This is a genomic window from Streptomyces gilvus (assembly GCF_022513565.1).
Classification (GTDB): Bacteria; Actinomycetota; Actinomycetes; order Streptomycetales; family Streptomycetaceae; genus Streptomyces; species Streptomyces gilvus.
The window spans coordinates 136,728-150,215 of sequence record NZ_JAKWBE010000002.1 but is presented as its reverse complement, the minus strand read 5'-3'; the positions used below and the strand labels follow the sequence as shown (position 1 = coordinate 150,215).

Sequence of the window (13,488 nt, the reverse complement as noted above, 5' to 3'; positions counted from 1 at the left end):
CGAACAGGTGCGCCCATGGTCCGTTTCCACGGCGGGAACTGCCCCGACCGGCGGACAAGTTGGCGCTCCGCCCTGCGGCCCGGGCGGTCACACCCCTGATCGTCGGTTCAACCACCGCAAAAGGGGCACGCGTCGCCTGTGCGCCACCCAACCGGAGGTGATGAGCGATGACCGAGTACGAACGTTCCCGCGCCATGCCGGCCCTGCCCGAGCACGTCTTCGACCAGGCGGCCAACATCGGCCAGCTGGAGGGCTGGCTGCCGAACACGCTCCATGTGCGGCCCGAGCGGCCGCCGGCCGTCACCGTCCACGAGGAACACGCCGACCAGGACACGCCCGCCGTGCTGAAGCCGCACCCCGACGACATGCGGCTCGAATGGGGCACGAGCGACGACAGCGGCTACGCCGGCTGGCTGAAGGTCGACGGCACCGACAGCGGGACCAGCCGGGTGACCGTGCACCTGTCCTTCGCCGACGACACCCACGACCCCGGCGAGCAGGCGGTCCGGCAGGCCCTCGACACCAGCCTGGAGCGCCTCGAGGAGCAGGTCCGGATGCGCGTCGACAACGCCGCCGGCTGACGCCCGGCCCCGCGTTGTCAGTGCCGGATGCGACGCTGAGGCCATGGACGAGACAGAGTTCATGCGGGGCCGGGTCTACGGCGCCGACCACGAGGACGCCGCACCCCGCCCCGGCCGCACCTACGCCGAGCTCGTCGGCGGCCCGCTGGACGGCCTGCTGCTGGACATCACCGGCCGCGGCGAGACAGACCTGCGCGAGGGGATCCCCCTGCGCACCGAGATAGGCAGGTACGGCACCGGCGGCCGGGCCCTGTACATACCGCGCCCCGAGGACGCCCGCCGCTTCGACTGGCACGGCGACAGCCCCTGACGGTCACTCCACCCGGTGCAGGACGAACGTCGTCAGCACCGCCGCGTGGTCCGACGGCCAGTCGTTGCCGGCGACGTCGGGCCAGGCGCGCGGCACGCCCGTGACGACCGTGCGGGAGTCGGTGACCGCGAGACCGCGCCCGTTGTGCAGGACGTAGTCGATCCGGTCCTGCGGCTCCTCGCGCGCGGGATCGTGCTCGTGCCGGGTGTGGATCGGCGACCAGGTGTGCCCGGGGGCGCTCACCGGGTCGGGGTGGGCCTCGCGGTAGGAGTCGCGCAGTCCCGCCTCCTCGGCGGCCCGGGTGACCGGCCAGGCGACCTGCGGCCGGTCCAGGTGGGAGGGGCAGTTGAAGTCGCCGGTCAGGACGACCGGCGTGGCCGGCCCGGCGGCCTCGGCGATCTGCCGCAGCGCGTCCCGCATCTGGGCGAGCCGCACGTCCTCGTGGGCGATCAGCTCGGCGGCCGCGAGTCCGTCGAAGGCGGCCTCGTAGGGGCCGTACGGCGAGTAGTGGAGGTGGGCCGTCCACACGTCGACCTCATGCGTGCCGTCGACCCGGATACGGGCGCCGGTGGCCCCGTAGAAGCCGACCTCGGGATCGCCGAGACCTGCAGTGATCGGGTGGCGGCTGATGATGCCGAGGTTCTCGCCCGCCTGGTGGTGGTGCCAGCCCAGCGCGTCGGCGAGTTCGCGGGCCGCCGTACCGGCCGTCTCCTGCAGGCCCACGACATCGGCCTCGGCGTCCAGGACGGCCTTCAGCTGCTTGGCCCGGTGGTCGTCGACCTTCGCACCGCCGTGCCAGAGGTTCCAGCTCATCACCCGCAGCCGCGTACCGAGCAGACCGCGCAACCGGCGCACGCTCGTCCCCTCCAGACTGGCCACGACCGTCCGCCCGGGCACGGGCTCGATGGGCGCGAGCGACGGTACCGCCAGCACGGCGCAGCCGGCGGCCTCGGCGGAGCGGACGCCGGTCGCCGTGTCCTCGACCGCCACGCACCCGGCCGGGTCGACGCCGAGGGCGCGGCAGGCGGTCAGGTAGGGCTCGGGGTCGGGCTTGGTGCGCGCGGTGTCGTCGGCGGTGACGGACACCCGGAAGCGGTCGGCGCCGAGCACCGCCAGGACGCTGTCGGCGACCGCGCGGGGCGAGGCGGTGACCAGAGCGGTCGGCACGCCCTCGCGGGCGAGGGCGTCGAGGAGGTCCAGCGCGCCGGGTCGGGGCACGATGCCGGTGCGCACCCGCTCGGTGAACTCACGGTGCAGCCGGTCGGCGAGTCCGGGCGCGCCGGTGAGCGCGGCCAGCCAGGCGGCGGTGTGCTCGACCGGTCGGCCCAGCACCTCCGGCTGGTCGGCCTCGGTCAGCGGGCGGCCGAGGCCCGTGGCGACGTCCTGCACCGCCTCCCACCACAGCCGCTCGGTGTCGACGAGCGTGCCGTCCATGTCGAACAGGACGGCCTGGAGCGGGGGTTGGGTCACGGTCTCATCTTTCGGTGGGGGGACACGGGCCGGCGTCCGAAGTCGGCGGACGCCGGATCGACGGCGGGTCGGGGCTCAGGCCGCCCGTTCGGCGACCAGCACGGGGCGTTGGGGCAGCGAGACCCGTACGGCGGCTCCCGCGCCGAGGGCGGTCGCCTCGTGCGTGGGCAGGTCGGCCTTCACCTCCGTGCCGTCGGCCAGGCGGACGGTGAGCCGGGTGGTCGCGCCGAGGAACGCGGTGGCGATCACCTGGGCGTCGCCGCCCTCGTCGGCCGTCACATGCACGGCCTCGGGCCGTACCAGGACGTCGACCTCGCTCGCGGTGGGCGGTGTTCCCTCGGCGGGCAGCCGCAGTCCGAGCACCTCCACGTCCGGCCCGGCCAGCCGTCCGGGGATCCGGCTCATCGTGCCGACGAACTCGGCGACGAACGCGGTGGCCGGCCGCCCGTACAACTCGCCGGGTTCGGCGCACTGTTCGAGCCGCCCGGCCCGCATCACGGCGACCCGGTCGGCGATCGACAGGGCCTCCTCCTGGTCGTGCGTCACGAACAGGGTGGTGATGCCGAGCTCCTGCTGCAGCCGGCGGATCTCCTCGCGCAGCGCGAGCCGCACCTTGGCGTCCAGCGCCGAGAGCGGCTCGTCGAGCAGCAGGACACGCGGGCGCAGGGCGAGGGCCCGGGCGAGCGCGATGCGCTGCTGCTGGCCGCCGGAGAGCTGGTGCGGGAACCGGTCCCCCTTGTCGGCGAGACCGACCAGCTCAAGCAACTCGGCCGCCCGCGACCTACGTTCGGCCGTGCGCACCTTGCGCATCCGCAGCCCGAAGGCGACGTTGTCGAGCGCGTTGAGATGCGGGAAGAGGCTGTACGACTGGAAGACCATCCCGGCGTCCCGGCGGTGGGCCGGGACCCGGGTGACGTCCTCGCCGTCGACCAGCACCGCGCCGGAGTCGGGGTGTTCGAACCCGGCGAGCATGCGCAGCGCGGTCGTCTTGCCGCAGCCGGAGGGGCCGAGCAGCGCCAGGAACTCCCCGGGCCGCACGGTCAGATCGAGCCCGTCCAGGGCGACGGTCGCCCCGAACTCCCGGCGCAACCCCTGGAATTCGACGGTGGCGGCCTTGCCGACCGTGGTCGGCTCAAGCGTGGTGGCGGTCATGGTTCACCCTCGGGACGAAGCGGTACGGGTGCGCCCGCCGACACCGGCGAGCGCGAGGAGCAGGGCCCAGGTCACCAGGAGACTGAGCACGGACACAGCGACGGACAGCTGGGCCTGCGATCCGCCGACGCTGTAGATCCACACGGCGAACGGCTGGAACCCCAGCAGCTGGGCGACCGTGAACTCGCCCAGCACCAGGGCGAGCGTGAGGAAGGCGGCGTTCAGCAGCGCCCCGCGCAGATTGGGCAGCACCGCCCGCACCAGCGCCTGCGGCCAGCCCGCGCCGCAGCTGCGGGCGGCCTCGACCAGCGTGCGCACGTCGACGGCCCGCAGCCCGGAGTCCAGCGCCCGGTACACGAACGGCAGCGCCATCACCACGTACGCGAGGACCAGCACGAACGGGAAGCTCGGGTTCTGGATGGCCACGAACGTCTCGAACAGCGGGGTACGGGACAGATGGTCGGGGCCCCACTTGAGCACCGTGGCGATCCCGGCGACGAACGCGATCGGCGGCACGACCAGCGGCAGCGAGCACACCACCTCCACCACCGGCCGCAGCCGCGGCGCGCTCAGGCGCAGCGCGACCATCGCGGGCACCATCAAAAGCAGGACGATCGCGATGGTGGCCAGCGCGAGCTCCAGCGAGAGCAGCAGGCTGGAGCCGAAGCCGGCGGTGGAGACGATCTGCGTGTAGGCGTCGAAGGTGACGCCCTGCCCCGGCACGTCGACCGTGAAGACCACGGACGCGGCGAGCGGGACCAGGAAGTACAGCGCGGCCAGGCCGAGGACGACCCACCGCCACACGTTCAGGCGTCGAGCCATCGCGCACTCCGTCGTTGCAGGGGCAGGTACACGGCCATGACCAGACCGGCGACCAGGACCATGTCGAGGCTGAGGGCGAGCGCCACGTTCTCCTGGCCGACCAGGACGTTGCCGGAGATGGCGTCGGCGATCTGCAGGGTCACCAGCGGCACCGAACTGCCCACCATGGCGGCGGCGGTGGCGTACGCGGCGAAGGCGCTGCCGAACAGCAGCACGAGCCCGCCCAGCAGCGACGGCAGCAGCACCGGCAGGGCGACATGACGCCAGTACTGCACGGCCGTGGCGCCGTTGTTCTGCGCCGCCTCCCGCCACTGCGCGCGCAGGCCCTCCAGGGCCGGCGTGATGGTCAGCACCATCAGCGGGATCAGGAAGTACAGGTAGACGATGACCAGGCCCCAGAAGCTGTACAGGTCCCAGCCCTTCTCGGTCAGCCCCAGGTGCCGGGTCAGCACACCGGCGTTGCCCAGGGTCGCCACGAAGGCGAACGCCAGCGGGACACCGCCGAAGTTCGCCAGCACCCCGGACGCGGTCAGCACGGCCTCGCGCAGGGCGCGGAAGCGGGAGGTGACCACGACCTGGGCGAGCGGCAGCCCGAGCAGGGTGCCGAGGCCGGCCGAGACGGCGGACAGCTTGACGCTGCCGAGCAGCGCGGTCAGATAGGCGCCGTGCAGCGAGGTCGTCAGGTTCCCGGTGCCGTACGAACTGGCGCCCGTGGCCTGGTCCTTGACGCTGAACGCGCCGTTCAGCATGGCGAGCGCGGGCAGCCCGAAGGCGATCGCGGTGAACACGAGCAGCGGGACGACGGCCAGCCAGCCGGGGACCCGGCGCCGCCCCTTCACCGAGGTGACCGGCGGCGCCACGTCCACGCCCGTGAGGGTCGCCGTCATCCGGAGACGGCCTTCGCCCAGCCCTGCGCGATGACCGTCTTGGCCTTGCTCTGCTGGGCCTCGGACGGGAACGACGGCGTGCCGGTGACCTTCGGCAGCTTGGCGGCGGCCTCCTTGTCGAGGGTGCCGGCCTTCTCCATCGCCGTCATCAGGGCCGGCCGGGCGTAGCCCTTGAGCCACAGGTTCTGGCCCTCGGCGCTGTAGAGGTACTCCTGCCACAGCCGGGCGGCCGCCGGGTGCGGGGCGTCCTTGTTGACGGCCTGCGAGTAGTACTGCGCGTACTGGCCGTCGGAGGGGATGGCCACCTTCCAGTCGACGCCCTTGGACTTGAACTCGTCGGCGTAACCGGCGTTGAGGTAGTCCCAGTCGATGCTGATCGGCGTCTCGCCCTTCTCGACGGTCGCCGGAGTCGACTCCACGGGCGTGTAGTTGCCGTTCTTCTTCAGCTTGGCGAAGAAGTCCAGGCCGGGCTGGATGTCGTCGAAGGAGCCACCGCTCGCGAGCGCGGCCGCGTACACACCGCCGAAGGCCGAACCCGACTTGGTGGGGTTGCCGTTGAGGGCGACCTGGCCCTTGTACCGGGGCTTGAGCAGGTCCGCGAAGGTGGTGGGGCAGGTCTTCACGCGCTTGGCGTCGCAGCCGATCGAGATGTAACCGCCGTAGTCGTTGTACCAGCGGGCCTGCGGGTCCTTCTGCCCGGCCGGGATATCGGCGTAGGAGGTCACCTTGTACGGCGCGAGCAGGCCCTGCTGGGCGGCGCTCAGGGCGAAGGAGGAGCCCAGGTCGAGGACGTCGGGCGCCCGGTCCTGGCCCTTGCGGGAGGTGACGGCGTTGATCTCGTCCTGGCTGGAGCCGTCGGGGTTCTCGACCTGGATCTTGATGCCGTACTTCTTCTGGAAGCCGTCGATCAGGGCTCCGTAGTTCGCCCAGTCGCGGGGCAGCGCGATGGCGTGCAGCGTGCCCTCCTTCTTGGCCGCCTTGACCAGGGCGTCCATGCCGCCGAAGTCGGCGGCCGAGGTGGCGGTGGCGGCGTTCTTGCCGTCGGCGGTCGTCGACGCGTTGTCGGGAGCGGCGCCGCAGGCACTCAGGGCGAGCGCGGCTACGACGGCGAGGGAGCCGGCCAGGGCGGCTGTTCTCGGCTGGGACACGGTGACTCCAGAAAGGGGGTGCAGGGGACGCACAAGACTCGGAACTTGTCTGAACAAGTTGGCCTCAGTAAGGCGTCTGATGGTGTCGTGGCCGTAAACAATGGCGAAACCCTGGACCCTGGTTGCCTGCACAGTTCCCGGTGGGCGCGATCAGGGCGCCGACTCGATTACCCTGATCACGCTGTGCACAACAGCCGATTCGGAGGGAAGCGATGCCGGCGCGACACGAGGAGATCGCCGACGAACTGCGTCGGGCGATCGACCGCGAGGAGTACACGGTCGGCAGCAGACTGCCCGCCGAGACGGAACTCGCCGCGCACTACGGCGTCTCGCGCGGCACCGTGCGCCAGGCCGTCGCCGCACTGACCGCGGAGGGGCTGATCGGCTCCCGGCAGGGAGCGCGCCGGGTCGTGCTGGCCAGCCGCCGCAGCCAGAGCTTCGCCGAACTGCGCAGCTTCGCCCAGTGGGCGCACGCCATGGGCCGCGAGGCCACCGGCCATGTCGTCGCCCAGGAGTACCTCCCCGCCACCGCGCAGGACTCCGCCCGCCTCCAACTGCGCGAGGGGACACCGGTGTTGCATGTGCTGCGGGTGCGCGGTCTGGACGGCGAGCCGGTGCTGCTGGAGCGCACGGTGTACGCCGACTGGATAGCGCCCGCCGTCGAGTCCATCGACGCCGACGCCCCCTCGGTCACCCAACTCCTGTACGAGAGCACCGGTCTGGTCTTCGCCTACGGCGAGCACGTGATCGACGCGGTCGCGGCCGGCGCCCAGGACGCCGAACTGCTCGGCATCCGCCGAACCAGCCCCCTCCTGCGCGTCCGCCGGGTGACCACCACCCGTGAGGGGCGCCCGGTGGAGTGGTCGGACGACCGCTACCGCTCGGACGCCGTGAGCTTCAGCGTGCACAACTCGATCGACAACAACGCGCTGGCCCGCAAGACCGCGGAGTGACCGTCACAGATCCAGGACCAGGTCCCGCGAGGGCCGCGAGCAGCAGATGAGGGCGTTTCCCTCGGCGGGTTCGTCGAGGGGATCCGGTGCGTAGGCGACTCCGCCCTGGAGGAGGGCGGTCTCGCAGGTGTGGCAGACGCCGGTGCGGCAGGACCAGCGGGTGGGGACGTCACAGGCCTCGGCCAGGTCGAGCAGCGTTCCGTACCCGGCGTCCCAGGGCACGGTGATGCCGCTGCGGGCGAAGGAGACCGCGGGACCGGTTCCGTCGCCCAGCGGACGGGCCGGGACGTGCGGGGTCCGCGCGGAGGCGGGAAGGAGACCCGGCCGGATGGCGGCCAGGGCACCGAAGGGCTCGGTGTGGACGCGGGCCGGGGCGATGCCCGCCTCGGTCAGGGCGTCCGAGACGTCCCGCATGAACCCGGCCGGTCCGCAGACGTACGCGTCGGCGTCCGCGGGCAGGTCAAGTCCGCGGATCATCTCGGCGGAGAGACGGCCCACCGCCGTGTGGTCCACGCCGAGCCGGTCGTCCTCGCCCGGGCGGCTGTAGGCGATGCAGACGCGGGCGGAGGGCAGACGGTCGAGCAGGTCGCGCACCTCGTGTGCGAAGGCGTGGTCGTGTCCGTTCCGGGCGCCGTGCAGCCACCACACCGGGCGGGACGGACCGGCCTCGGCCAGCGCGTGCAGCATGGACAGCACCGGGGTGGCGCCCACGCCGGCGGACACCAGGACGACGGGGGACCTGCCGTCGGCGAGGACGAAGGTGCCGCGTGGCGCCGCGACATCGAGTACGCCTCCCACCCGCGCGTGGCCGTGCAGATGGGTGCTGGCGAGCCCGTGCGGCTCCTGCTTCACGCTGATCCGGTACGTGGGCGCACCGGGAGGTCCGGACAGGGAGTAGCTGCGGATCACCTGCGGCCCCTCGGGGTCCGGGCGCAGGCGCACGGTGAGGAACTGCCCCGGCCGCGCCGGCGGAAGGGGGCGGCCGTCATCCGAGGCGAGGGTGAGGGAGAAGACGCTGCGGCTCTCGGTGGCGATCCGGGTGATCTTCAGGGGCCGGAATCCCGGCCAGGCCGGTGGCGGACTCGTCGCGGCCGCCGTCAGCCCCCGGTTGCCTCCGCCGGAACCCGCGCCGTCGGCGCCGTCGAGCAGCGCCCGCAGGGAACCCTGCCAGCCCGGACTGAGCGCGGGGATGCGCAGCCCGCGCAGCAGTTGTTCGCGGGGATGGCCGGGGAGGTAGAGCAGGGCGTCCATCTCCGCGACCGTCATGGCCTCGGGACCGGTGGAGAGCTTGACGATGTCGTCGCCGGCCTCCACCTCACCCTCGGTGATCACCCGCAGGTAGAACCCGGGGCGGCCATGGGCGACCAGGAGGGCAGCCATGCGGGGCTCGTCCATCCGCAGCCCCACCCGGTAGCAGGTCACCCGGGGCTGGGTGACCTCGAGGACCGCGCCGCCGATCCGGTAGCGGTCGCCGATGCACACTTCCTGGTCGGACAGGCCCTCGACGGTGAAGTTCTCCCCGAACTGCCCGTGGACGAAGTCCTCGCGGCCCAGCTGGTCCTGCCAGTACCGGTAGGAATCCAACTGGTAGACCAACACCGCCCGTTGCTCACCGCCGTGTCCGCCGAGATCGCCCTGTCCGTCGCCGTCCACATTGAGCCGGCGCACCATCCTCGGGCCGGCGACGGCCTGCTTCCACACCCCGGTCCGGACGGTCGTCCCGTGCCAGGGGACGTCCCGGGGCATACCGACGTTCACGGAGACCAGAGTGGCCAAGGGGCTGCTCCCTCCTGCCCGCGCAGTGCCCCCATCCTCGCACCGCACGCCGGTGGCGGCGAGGCGCGGTCGGCCGGGCCGTAGGGTGTACCGGTGCAGCGGATCCTGGTGGTGGGTGTCACGGGCGCGGGCAAGTCCACGCTGGCTCATGCCCTGAGCCGGCGCCTGGATCTGCCGTACCACGAAATGGACGCCATGTACTTCACCGGCCCCGGGTGGGCCGTCAACGGCGAGCTGGTCGGGACGGTGTCCCGGATGGCGGCGCAGCCCCGCTGGGTCGTGGACTCCCTGGGGTACCCCGAGGTCCGCGACCTGCTGTGGGACCGGGCGGACACGGTGGTGTGGCTGGACTATCCGCGCCGGGTCGTCATGCCGCGCATCCTGCGCCGGTCGCTGCGGCGTTCGCTCACCCGCGAGGTGATCTTCGGCGGCAACCGGGAGACCTGGTCGGGCTGGCTGAGCCGGGAGCACCCGGTCCGGTGGGCGTGGACGCAGCACACCTCACGCCATCAGGAGATCGCCCGACGCTCGGCGGACAGCCGTTTCGCGCCCCTCGACACGGTCAGACTGCGCCACCCCCGGGACACGGCGGCCTGGCTGGCGGCCCTGTAGTCGGTCAGCGCACGGCCGGACGCGCCAGCAGGTCCGTCGCGTGCTGTCGTACGACCTCCCAGTGGTCGTCGTTCAGGGTGCCGACGGCCGTGTCGCGCAGCGCGGTGAGGGCCTCCTCCGGCCCGGCGTCGCACCCGGCCGTGCCCGCGAGGACCTCGTAGCCGTCGCGTACCGCGAGACGCAGGCAGAGCCCTTCCCCGCCGCGGTGCACGGCGCCGGCCACGACGAACGGCGGCGGGCCGCCCGCCTCGCCGGCCAGTTTGCGGTAGGCGCTGGTGACGGGGTCGGACCAGTGCAGGCTCAGCAACAGGTGCTGTTTGGCGAGGACTTCGGCGAGGTCCGTCTCGCGTGCTCCCTCCGGCTCCAGGACCGTCGCCCGGGCGTCGAGCACCAGGGCGGCGGGCAGCAGACAGCGCAGGGTGCTGCCGACGAGGTTGCCGCCGACGGTCCCGGCGCGGCGTACCGCACCGGTGCCGACGGAGGCCGCCGCCTCGCGCAGGACCTCGGGGACGCGCTCGTCGATCCGGTTGAGCACCACGGCGCCGCCCAGGGTGCCGGGCGCGATCGCGGTGGCCTCGGGGACGTTGCGCAAGGACATCGCCTGCTCAGGGAACCCGTCCCGTTGCCAGCCGGCCCACACCAGCGTGGCCCCGCCGACGGGCACCGCTCCCTGGGCCATGCACTCCTGCGCTTCGGACACGGACTCGGGCAGACGCAACAGCACGGGAGCCGACCTGCTTTCACGACGGGTTGAGCAACGACACAGCGCATCGTCCCCGCCGGGGTGGAGGCGCGTACAGGGCTCACTGGTTCACCGCGTGCGCCCCCGCCGTGGGGGTGGGCGAGCGGGGGCGTCGTCGGCGTGCGGCAGGATGGGGGCGTGCAGCGCAACTCGTCCGCACTGATCGTGCGCCATGCCCCGCCGCGGAGCGCGACCGCGGCGGTCCTCACCCTGCACGGCGGCCAGGAGGAGAGCCGTCGCACGGCGCGCCCCTGGCAGGTCGCCGCGCTCCGGATGCACCCGGTGCTGCGGGCCGCCGCGGCGACGGCCGCGCAGGACGTCCTGCTGGGGCAGGTCCGCTACCGCTACCGGGGCTGGAACGACGGCGACCCCGCCGAGGACGCCCTGCGCGCCCTCGACGACCTCCAGGAGCTGACGGCCGGTGCGCCCGTCGTCCTCGTGGGGCACTCGATGGGCGCCCGGGCCGCCCTGCGCGCCGCGGCCCACCCGACGGTGCGGGGCGTGGTGGCGCTCGCCCCGTGGTGTCCGCCCGAGGACCCCGTCGACCAGCTCGACCACGTCCGCACCGTGCTCCTGCACGGCGACCGCGACCGGGTGACGGCCTACGCCGACTCGGTCGCCTACGTCCACCGGGCCCGCGCCGCCGGCATGGCGGCGGGCCTGGTGGCGGTACGGGGCGGGGACCACGCGATGCTCCGGCGCAGCGGCGACTGGCACCGGGCCACCGCCGAGGTGGTGACCCAGATGCTGCGGCCGGATCCGGTGGCCGACGGGCTGGCCGCCGAGGCCTGCGCGGCGGAGGGCGCCGTACAGCTGTAGCGGTGCCAGGAAGGGCCGGTGTCAGGAAAGTCCGGACAGATCACCGCAGTTGGAGGTGGCGGCCTTGCCGTCGAGCCGGTCGGTCAGCCACGCTATCGCGTCGCCCTGGTCGGTCAGCAGCGGCGTGAAGTGGTTGATCAGCGCGCTGCCCAGGTTCGGCAGCGCGATGGGCTTGTACGTCACGTCGGCGCCCTTGGCGCACCAGTCGACGGCGAGTTGCCGGGCCTGCGCGTGCGGTACCAGGTTGTCGCTGGTGCCGGTGGACACGCGGACCGGCGAGGCGGGTTCGATCCTGCCGATGCGCTGCTGGTCGAGGAAGGCCGTGAGGGCCGGTTCCGACTGGATGATGTCGCTGATGGAGCGGCCGTCGGTGGTCCAACCGGTGCTGTGCTTGCCGCCGTAGGCGAACAGGGCGTCCCCCACGCACATGGTGGAGAGGTCCGCGAGGGCCGCCTTGCCCGCCGCGTTGAGGTGGGCCTCGGCGATCGGCTTCAGGGCCGGGTCGGACTGCAGGAAGCCGTTGACCGACCAGCCCAGCGCGCCGGCCAGTTCGCTGCCGTCGACGGCCTTGGTGACCTCGGCCAGGTCGGCCGGCGGAGCGCCCGCGGAGGTTCCGGCGAGGGTGATGTCGGGGGCGTAGGAGGGCTGGAGTTCGGCGGCGGCCGCGGTCGCCCCGCCGCCCTGGCTGTAGCCGAAGAGGGCCACCTTCGAGGCGCGGGTGAGGGAGGTTCCGGGCAGTGAGCGTGCGGCGCGGACGGCGTCGAGGACGGCGTGGGCCTCGTCGACGCGGTTGACGTAGGTGTGCAGCCGGTCCGTGGTGCCGAGGCCGGCGTAGTCGGTGACGACGACGGCGACGCCCTCGGCGAGCAGGCGGTAGATCGCCAGGTCCTCGTAACCGATGGACACCGTCTGTCCGTTGGCCGTGAGCGGGTGCTCCAGGCCGAGGGAGGCGGCGCACTGGTCGCCCTGTCCCATGGTGCCGGGTGCGACGGCGACCAGCGGCCGGTCGCCGGTGCCCTTCCAGTCGGCGCTCGGCTCGATGTAGGCGCCGGTGACGGCCATCGCCTGGCCGCGTGAGTCGGTCGACTTGTACATCAGGCGGGTGGCGGTGCCGGGCAGGGGGCCGTTGACGCCGGGCAGGCTCAGCGCGAGGGGCAGCGGTTCACTGCGCACCAGGGCGCCGTCGGCGGAGGGGAGGGCGGCGGGCGGGTTGTAGAACTCCGGGATCGTGACACCGCGGGAGACCACGGCGTCGGTGGGCGACGCGGCGGCCGCGGGTACGACGGTGGCGCCGAGACAGGTGGCGGTCGTGACGGCCACGGCGAGCAGACGTGCGGAAACGGGCATGACGGACCTCCGAAGTGGGGGGAGGCCGAGCCTCGATCTGCGGCTCGGGCGTCCTGCGGCCCGGTGGGGCAGGGGCCGACGGCACGAGGCGCGGTCGTCCCACCGCACCTCGCGCACTCTTAGACGAAGTGTCAGGACCGTACCCGCGGGGGTGTTACCGGCGGTAGCCCCAAGGAGGTTACGTTTCAGTAATATAGGCGCCGGCGGGATGTCACAAGCCTGTAGGCAGCAGTTCGTTCAGCCGCGTGCCCTGCCCCCACCGCCTGAGCAGAGAGCCGTCCAGCAGACAGGTCCGGCCCTGCCGCCGCGCCCACCGGACGTCGCGCGCGCCGAACGAGCCCCGGTGCACGACCAGGTGGAGGGGGGACTGCCCGTTCTCCCGGTGGGCGTGCGGATGGGGCAGGTCCTCGTCGGGCAGGGGCTCGGCGACCGGCCGGAACGCCACGTCCAGTCGGCGTCCGCTGCTGTCCAGGGCGCACAGCCGCGGCCGGTCGGCGGCCGGCAGCAGCCGTACCCGCCAGCCGTCCCGGCGCAGCATCCGCGCCACCGCCAACGCCAGGCCCTGGGTGTCGAGTTCGAGGAGTTCCTCGGGCGTGTAGTACCCGAGGCGCCGGCGCATGACCGGACCCTGGCGCCGCACGGCGACCGTCACCGCGATGGCGAGAACGACCACACCGGCCAGCGGCACCCCGATCCCCGCGGCCCGGTACCCCAGGGCCAGTACGGCGACCACCGCGCACACCACCGCGACCAGCCCCGCCAACGCCGGCAGGACGTCACGGAAGCGGGGGCCGTCGTGGGCGTCCGCCCCCGCGGCGCGTACCGGCTGCCGTCTTGGTGGGCGACGCGATGAGAAGGGCCCGGAAGTC

The 13,488-nt window shown here is 73.1% G+C and carries 14 protein-coding genes; 5 read left to right on the top strand and 9 right to left on the bottom strand.

Translation table 11 applies throughout. From position 1 onward, the window contains the following. Window positions 1–167: 167 nt before the first annotated feature. Entirely contained in the window at window positions 168–581 is a 414-nt protein-coding gene (locus MKW14_RS04870) for an SRPBCC family protein (protein WP_240859145.1), read from the top strand. 43 nt (window positions 582–624) lie between these two features. After that, complete coding sequence (locus MKW14_RS04865; RefSeq protein WP_240859143.1) at window positions 625–891, top strand: hypothetical protein; 267 nt, start codon at window positions 625–627, stop codon at window positions 889–891. Window positions 892–894: 3 nt separating this feature from the next. On the opposite strand, the gene MKW14_RS04860 is transcribed toward MKW14_RS04865, so the two are convergent. The 5 genes from MKW14_RS04860 to MKW14_RS04840 form a co-directional block, all read right to left on the bottom strand. Beyond that, entirely contained in the window at window positions 895–2,361 is a 1,467-nt protein-coding gene (locus tag MKW14_RS04860; protein ID WP_240859141.1) for an HAD-IA family hydrolase, read from the bottom strand. Window positions 2,362–2,436: 75 nt separating this feature from the next. After that, on the bottom strand, window positions 2,437–3,513 hold the full coding sequence (locus MKW14_RS04855; protein ID WP_240859139.1) for an ABC transporter ATP-binding protein: 1,077 nt from the start codon (window positions 3,511–3,513) through the stop codon (window positions 2,437–2,439). Window positions 3,514–3,516: 3 nt separating this feature from the next. Further along, window positions 3,517–4,335, bottom strand: a complete 819-nt coding sequence (locus MKW14_RS04850; RefSeq protein WP_240859138.1) for an ABC transporter permease — start codon at window positions 4,333–4,335, stop codon at window positions 3,517–3,519. Further along, window positions 4,320–5,222 (bottom strand): ABC transporter permease, encoded by a 903-nt coding sequence (locus MKW14_RS04845; RefSeq protein ID WP_240859137.1) that lies wholly within the window; start codon window positions 5,220–5,222, stop codon window positions 4,320–4,322. The genes MKW14_RS04850 and MKW14_RS04845 overlap by 16 nt, the downstream gene beginning before the upstream one ends. Then, entirely contained in the window at window positions 5,219–6,370 is a 1,152-nt protein-coding gene (locus tag MKW14_RS04840) for an ABC transporter substrate-binding protein (RefSeq protein WP_240859136.1), read from the bottom strand. The genes MKW14_RS04845 and MKW14_RS04840 overlap by 4 nt, the downstream gene beginning before the upstream one ends. A 212-nt stretch (window positions 6,371–6,582) precedes the next feature. Here MKW14_RS04840 and MKW14_RS04835 point away from each other — a divergent pair, with 212 nt between their 5' ends. Then, window positions 6,583–7,323 (top strand): GntR family transcriptional regulator, encoded by a 741-nt coding sequence (locus MKW14_RS04835; RefSeq protein ID WP_240859135.1) that lies wholly within the window; start codon window positions 6,583–6,585, stop codon window positions 7,321–7,323. A 3-nt stretch (window positions 7,324–7,326) separates the two neighbouring features. Here the strand turns inward: MKW14_RS04835 and MKW14_RS04830 are convergent, their stop codons facing one another. Then, window positions 7,327–9,099, bottom strand: coding sequence for an MOSC domain-containing protein (locus MKW14_RS04830; RefSeq protein ID WP_240859134.1), 1,773 nt, complete (start codon window positions 9,097–9,099; stop codon window positions 7,327–7,329). 93 nt (window positions 9,100–9,192) lie between these two features. On the opposite strand from MKW14_RS04830, the gene MKW14_RS04825 reads away from it, so the two are divergent. Then, on the top strand, window positions 9,193–9,711 hold the full coding sequence (locus MKW14_RS04825; RefSeq protein WP_240859133.1) for a P-loop NTPase family protein: 519 nt from the start codon (window positions 9,193–9,195) through the stop codon (window positions 9,709–9,711). Between the two features lie 4 nt (window positions 9,712–9,715). On the opposite strand, the gene MKW14_RS04820 is transcribed toward MKW14_RS04825, so the two are convergent. Continuing rightward, the gene (locus MKW14_RS04820) at window positions 9,716–10,435 is read right to left on the bottom strand and encodes an FAD binding domain-containing protein (protein WP_240859132.1); all 720 of its coding nucleotides are present in this window, start codon (window positions 10,433–10,435) and stop codon (window positions 9,716–9,718) included. A gap of 156 nt (window positions 10,436–10,591) precedes the next feature. On the opposite strand from MKW14_RS04820, the gene MKW14_RS04815 reads away from it, so the two are divergent. Beyond that, on the top strand, window positions 10,592–11,272 hold the full coding sequence (locus MKW14_RS04815; protein WP_240859130.1) for an alpha/beta fold hydrolase: 681 nt from the start codon (window positions 10,592–10,594) through the stop codon (window positions 11,270–11,272). 21 nt (window positions 11,273–11,293) lie between these two features. Here MKW14_RS04815 and MKW14_RS04810 read toward each other — a convergent pair whose 3' ends face one another. Next, complete coding sequence (locus MKW14_RS04810) at window positions 11,294–12,619, bottom strand: alpha/beta fold hydrolase (protein ID WP_240859127.1); 1,326 nt, start codon at window positions 12,617–12,619, stop codon at window positions 11,294–11,296. 211 nt (window positions 12,620–12,830) lie between these two features. Continuing rightward, on the bottom strand, window positions 12,831–13,382 hold the full coding sequence (locus MKW14_RS04805; RefSeq protein WP_240859125.1) for a hypothetical protein: 552 nt from the start codon (window positions 13,380–13,382) through the stop codon (window positions 12,831–12,833). Window positions 13,383–13,488 lie beyond the last annotated feature (106 nt).

Bases quoted from the DNA above. Each gene is read 5' to 3' on its own strand.
- MKW14_RS04870 (WP_240859145.1), top strand. From the start codon at position 168: ATGACCGAGTACGAACGTTCCCGCGCCATGCCGGCCCTGCCCGAGCAC.
- MKW14_RS04865 (WP_240859143.1), top strand. From the start codon at position 625: ATGGACGAGACAGAGTTCATGCGGGGCCGGGTCTACGGCGCCGACCAC.
- MKW14_RS04855 (WP_240859139.1), bottom strand. From the start codon at position 3,513: ATGACCGCCACCACGCTTGAGCCGACCACGGTCGGCAAGGCCGCCACC.
- MKW14_RS04850 (WP_240859138.1), bottom strand. From the start codon at position 4,335: ATGGCTCGACGCCTGAACGTGTGGCGGTGGGTCGTCCTCGGCCTGGCC.
- MKW14_RS04845 (WP_240859137.1), bottom strand. From the start codon at position 5,222: ATGACGGCGACCCTCACGGGCGTGGACGTGGCGCCGCCGGTCACCTCG.
- MKW14_RS04835 (WP_240859135.1), top strand. From the start codon at position 6,583: ATGCCGGCGCGACACGAGGAGATCGCCGACGAACTGCGTCGGGCGATC.
- MKW14_RS04810 (WP_240859127.1), bottom strand. From the start codon at position 12,619: ATGCCCGTTTCCGCACGTCTGCTCGCCGTGGCCGTCACGACCGCCACC.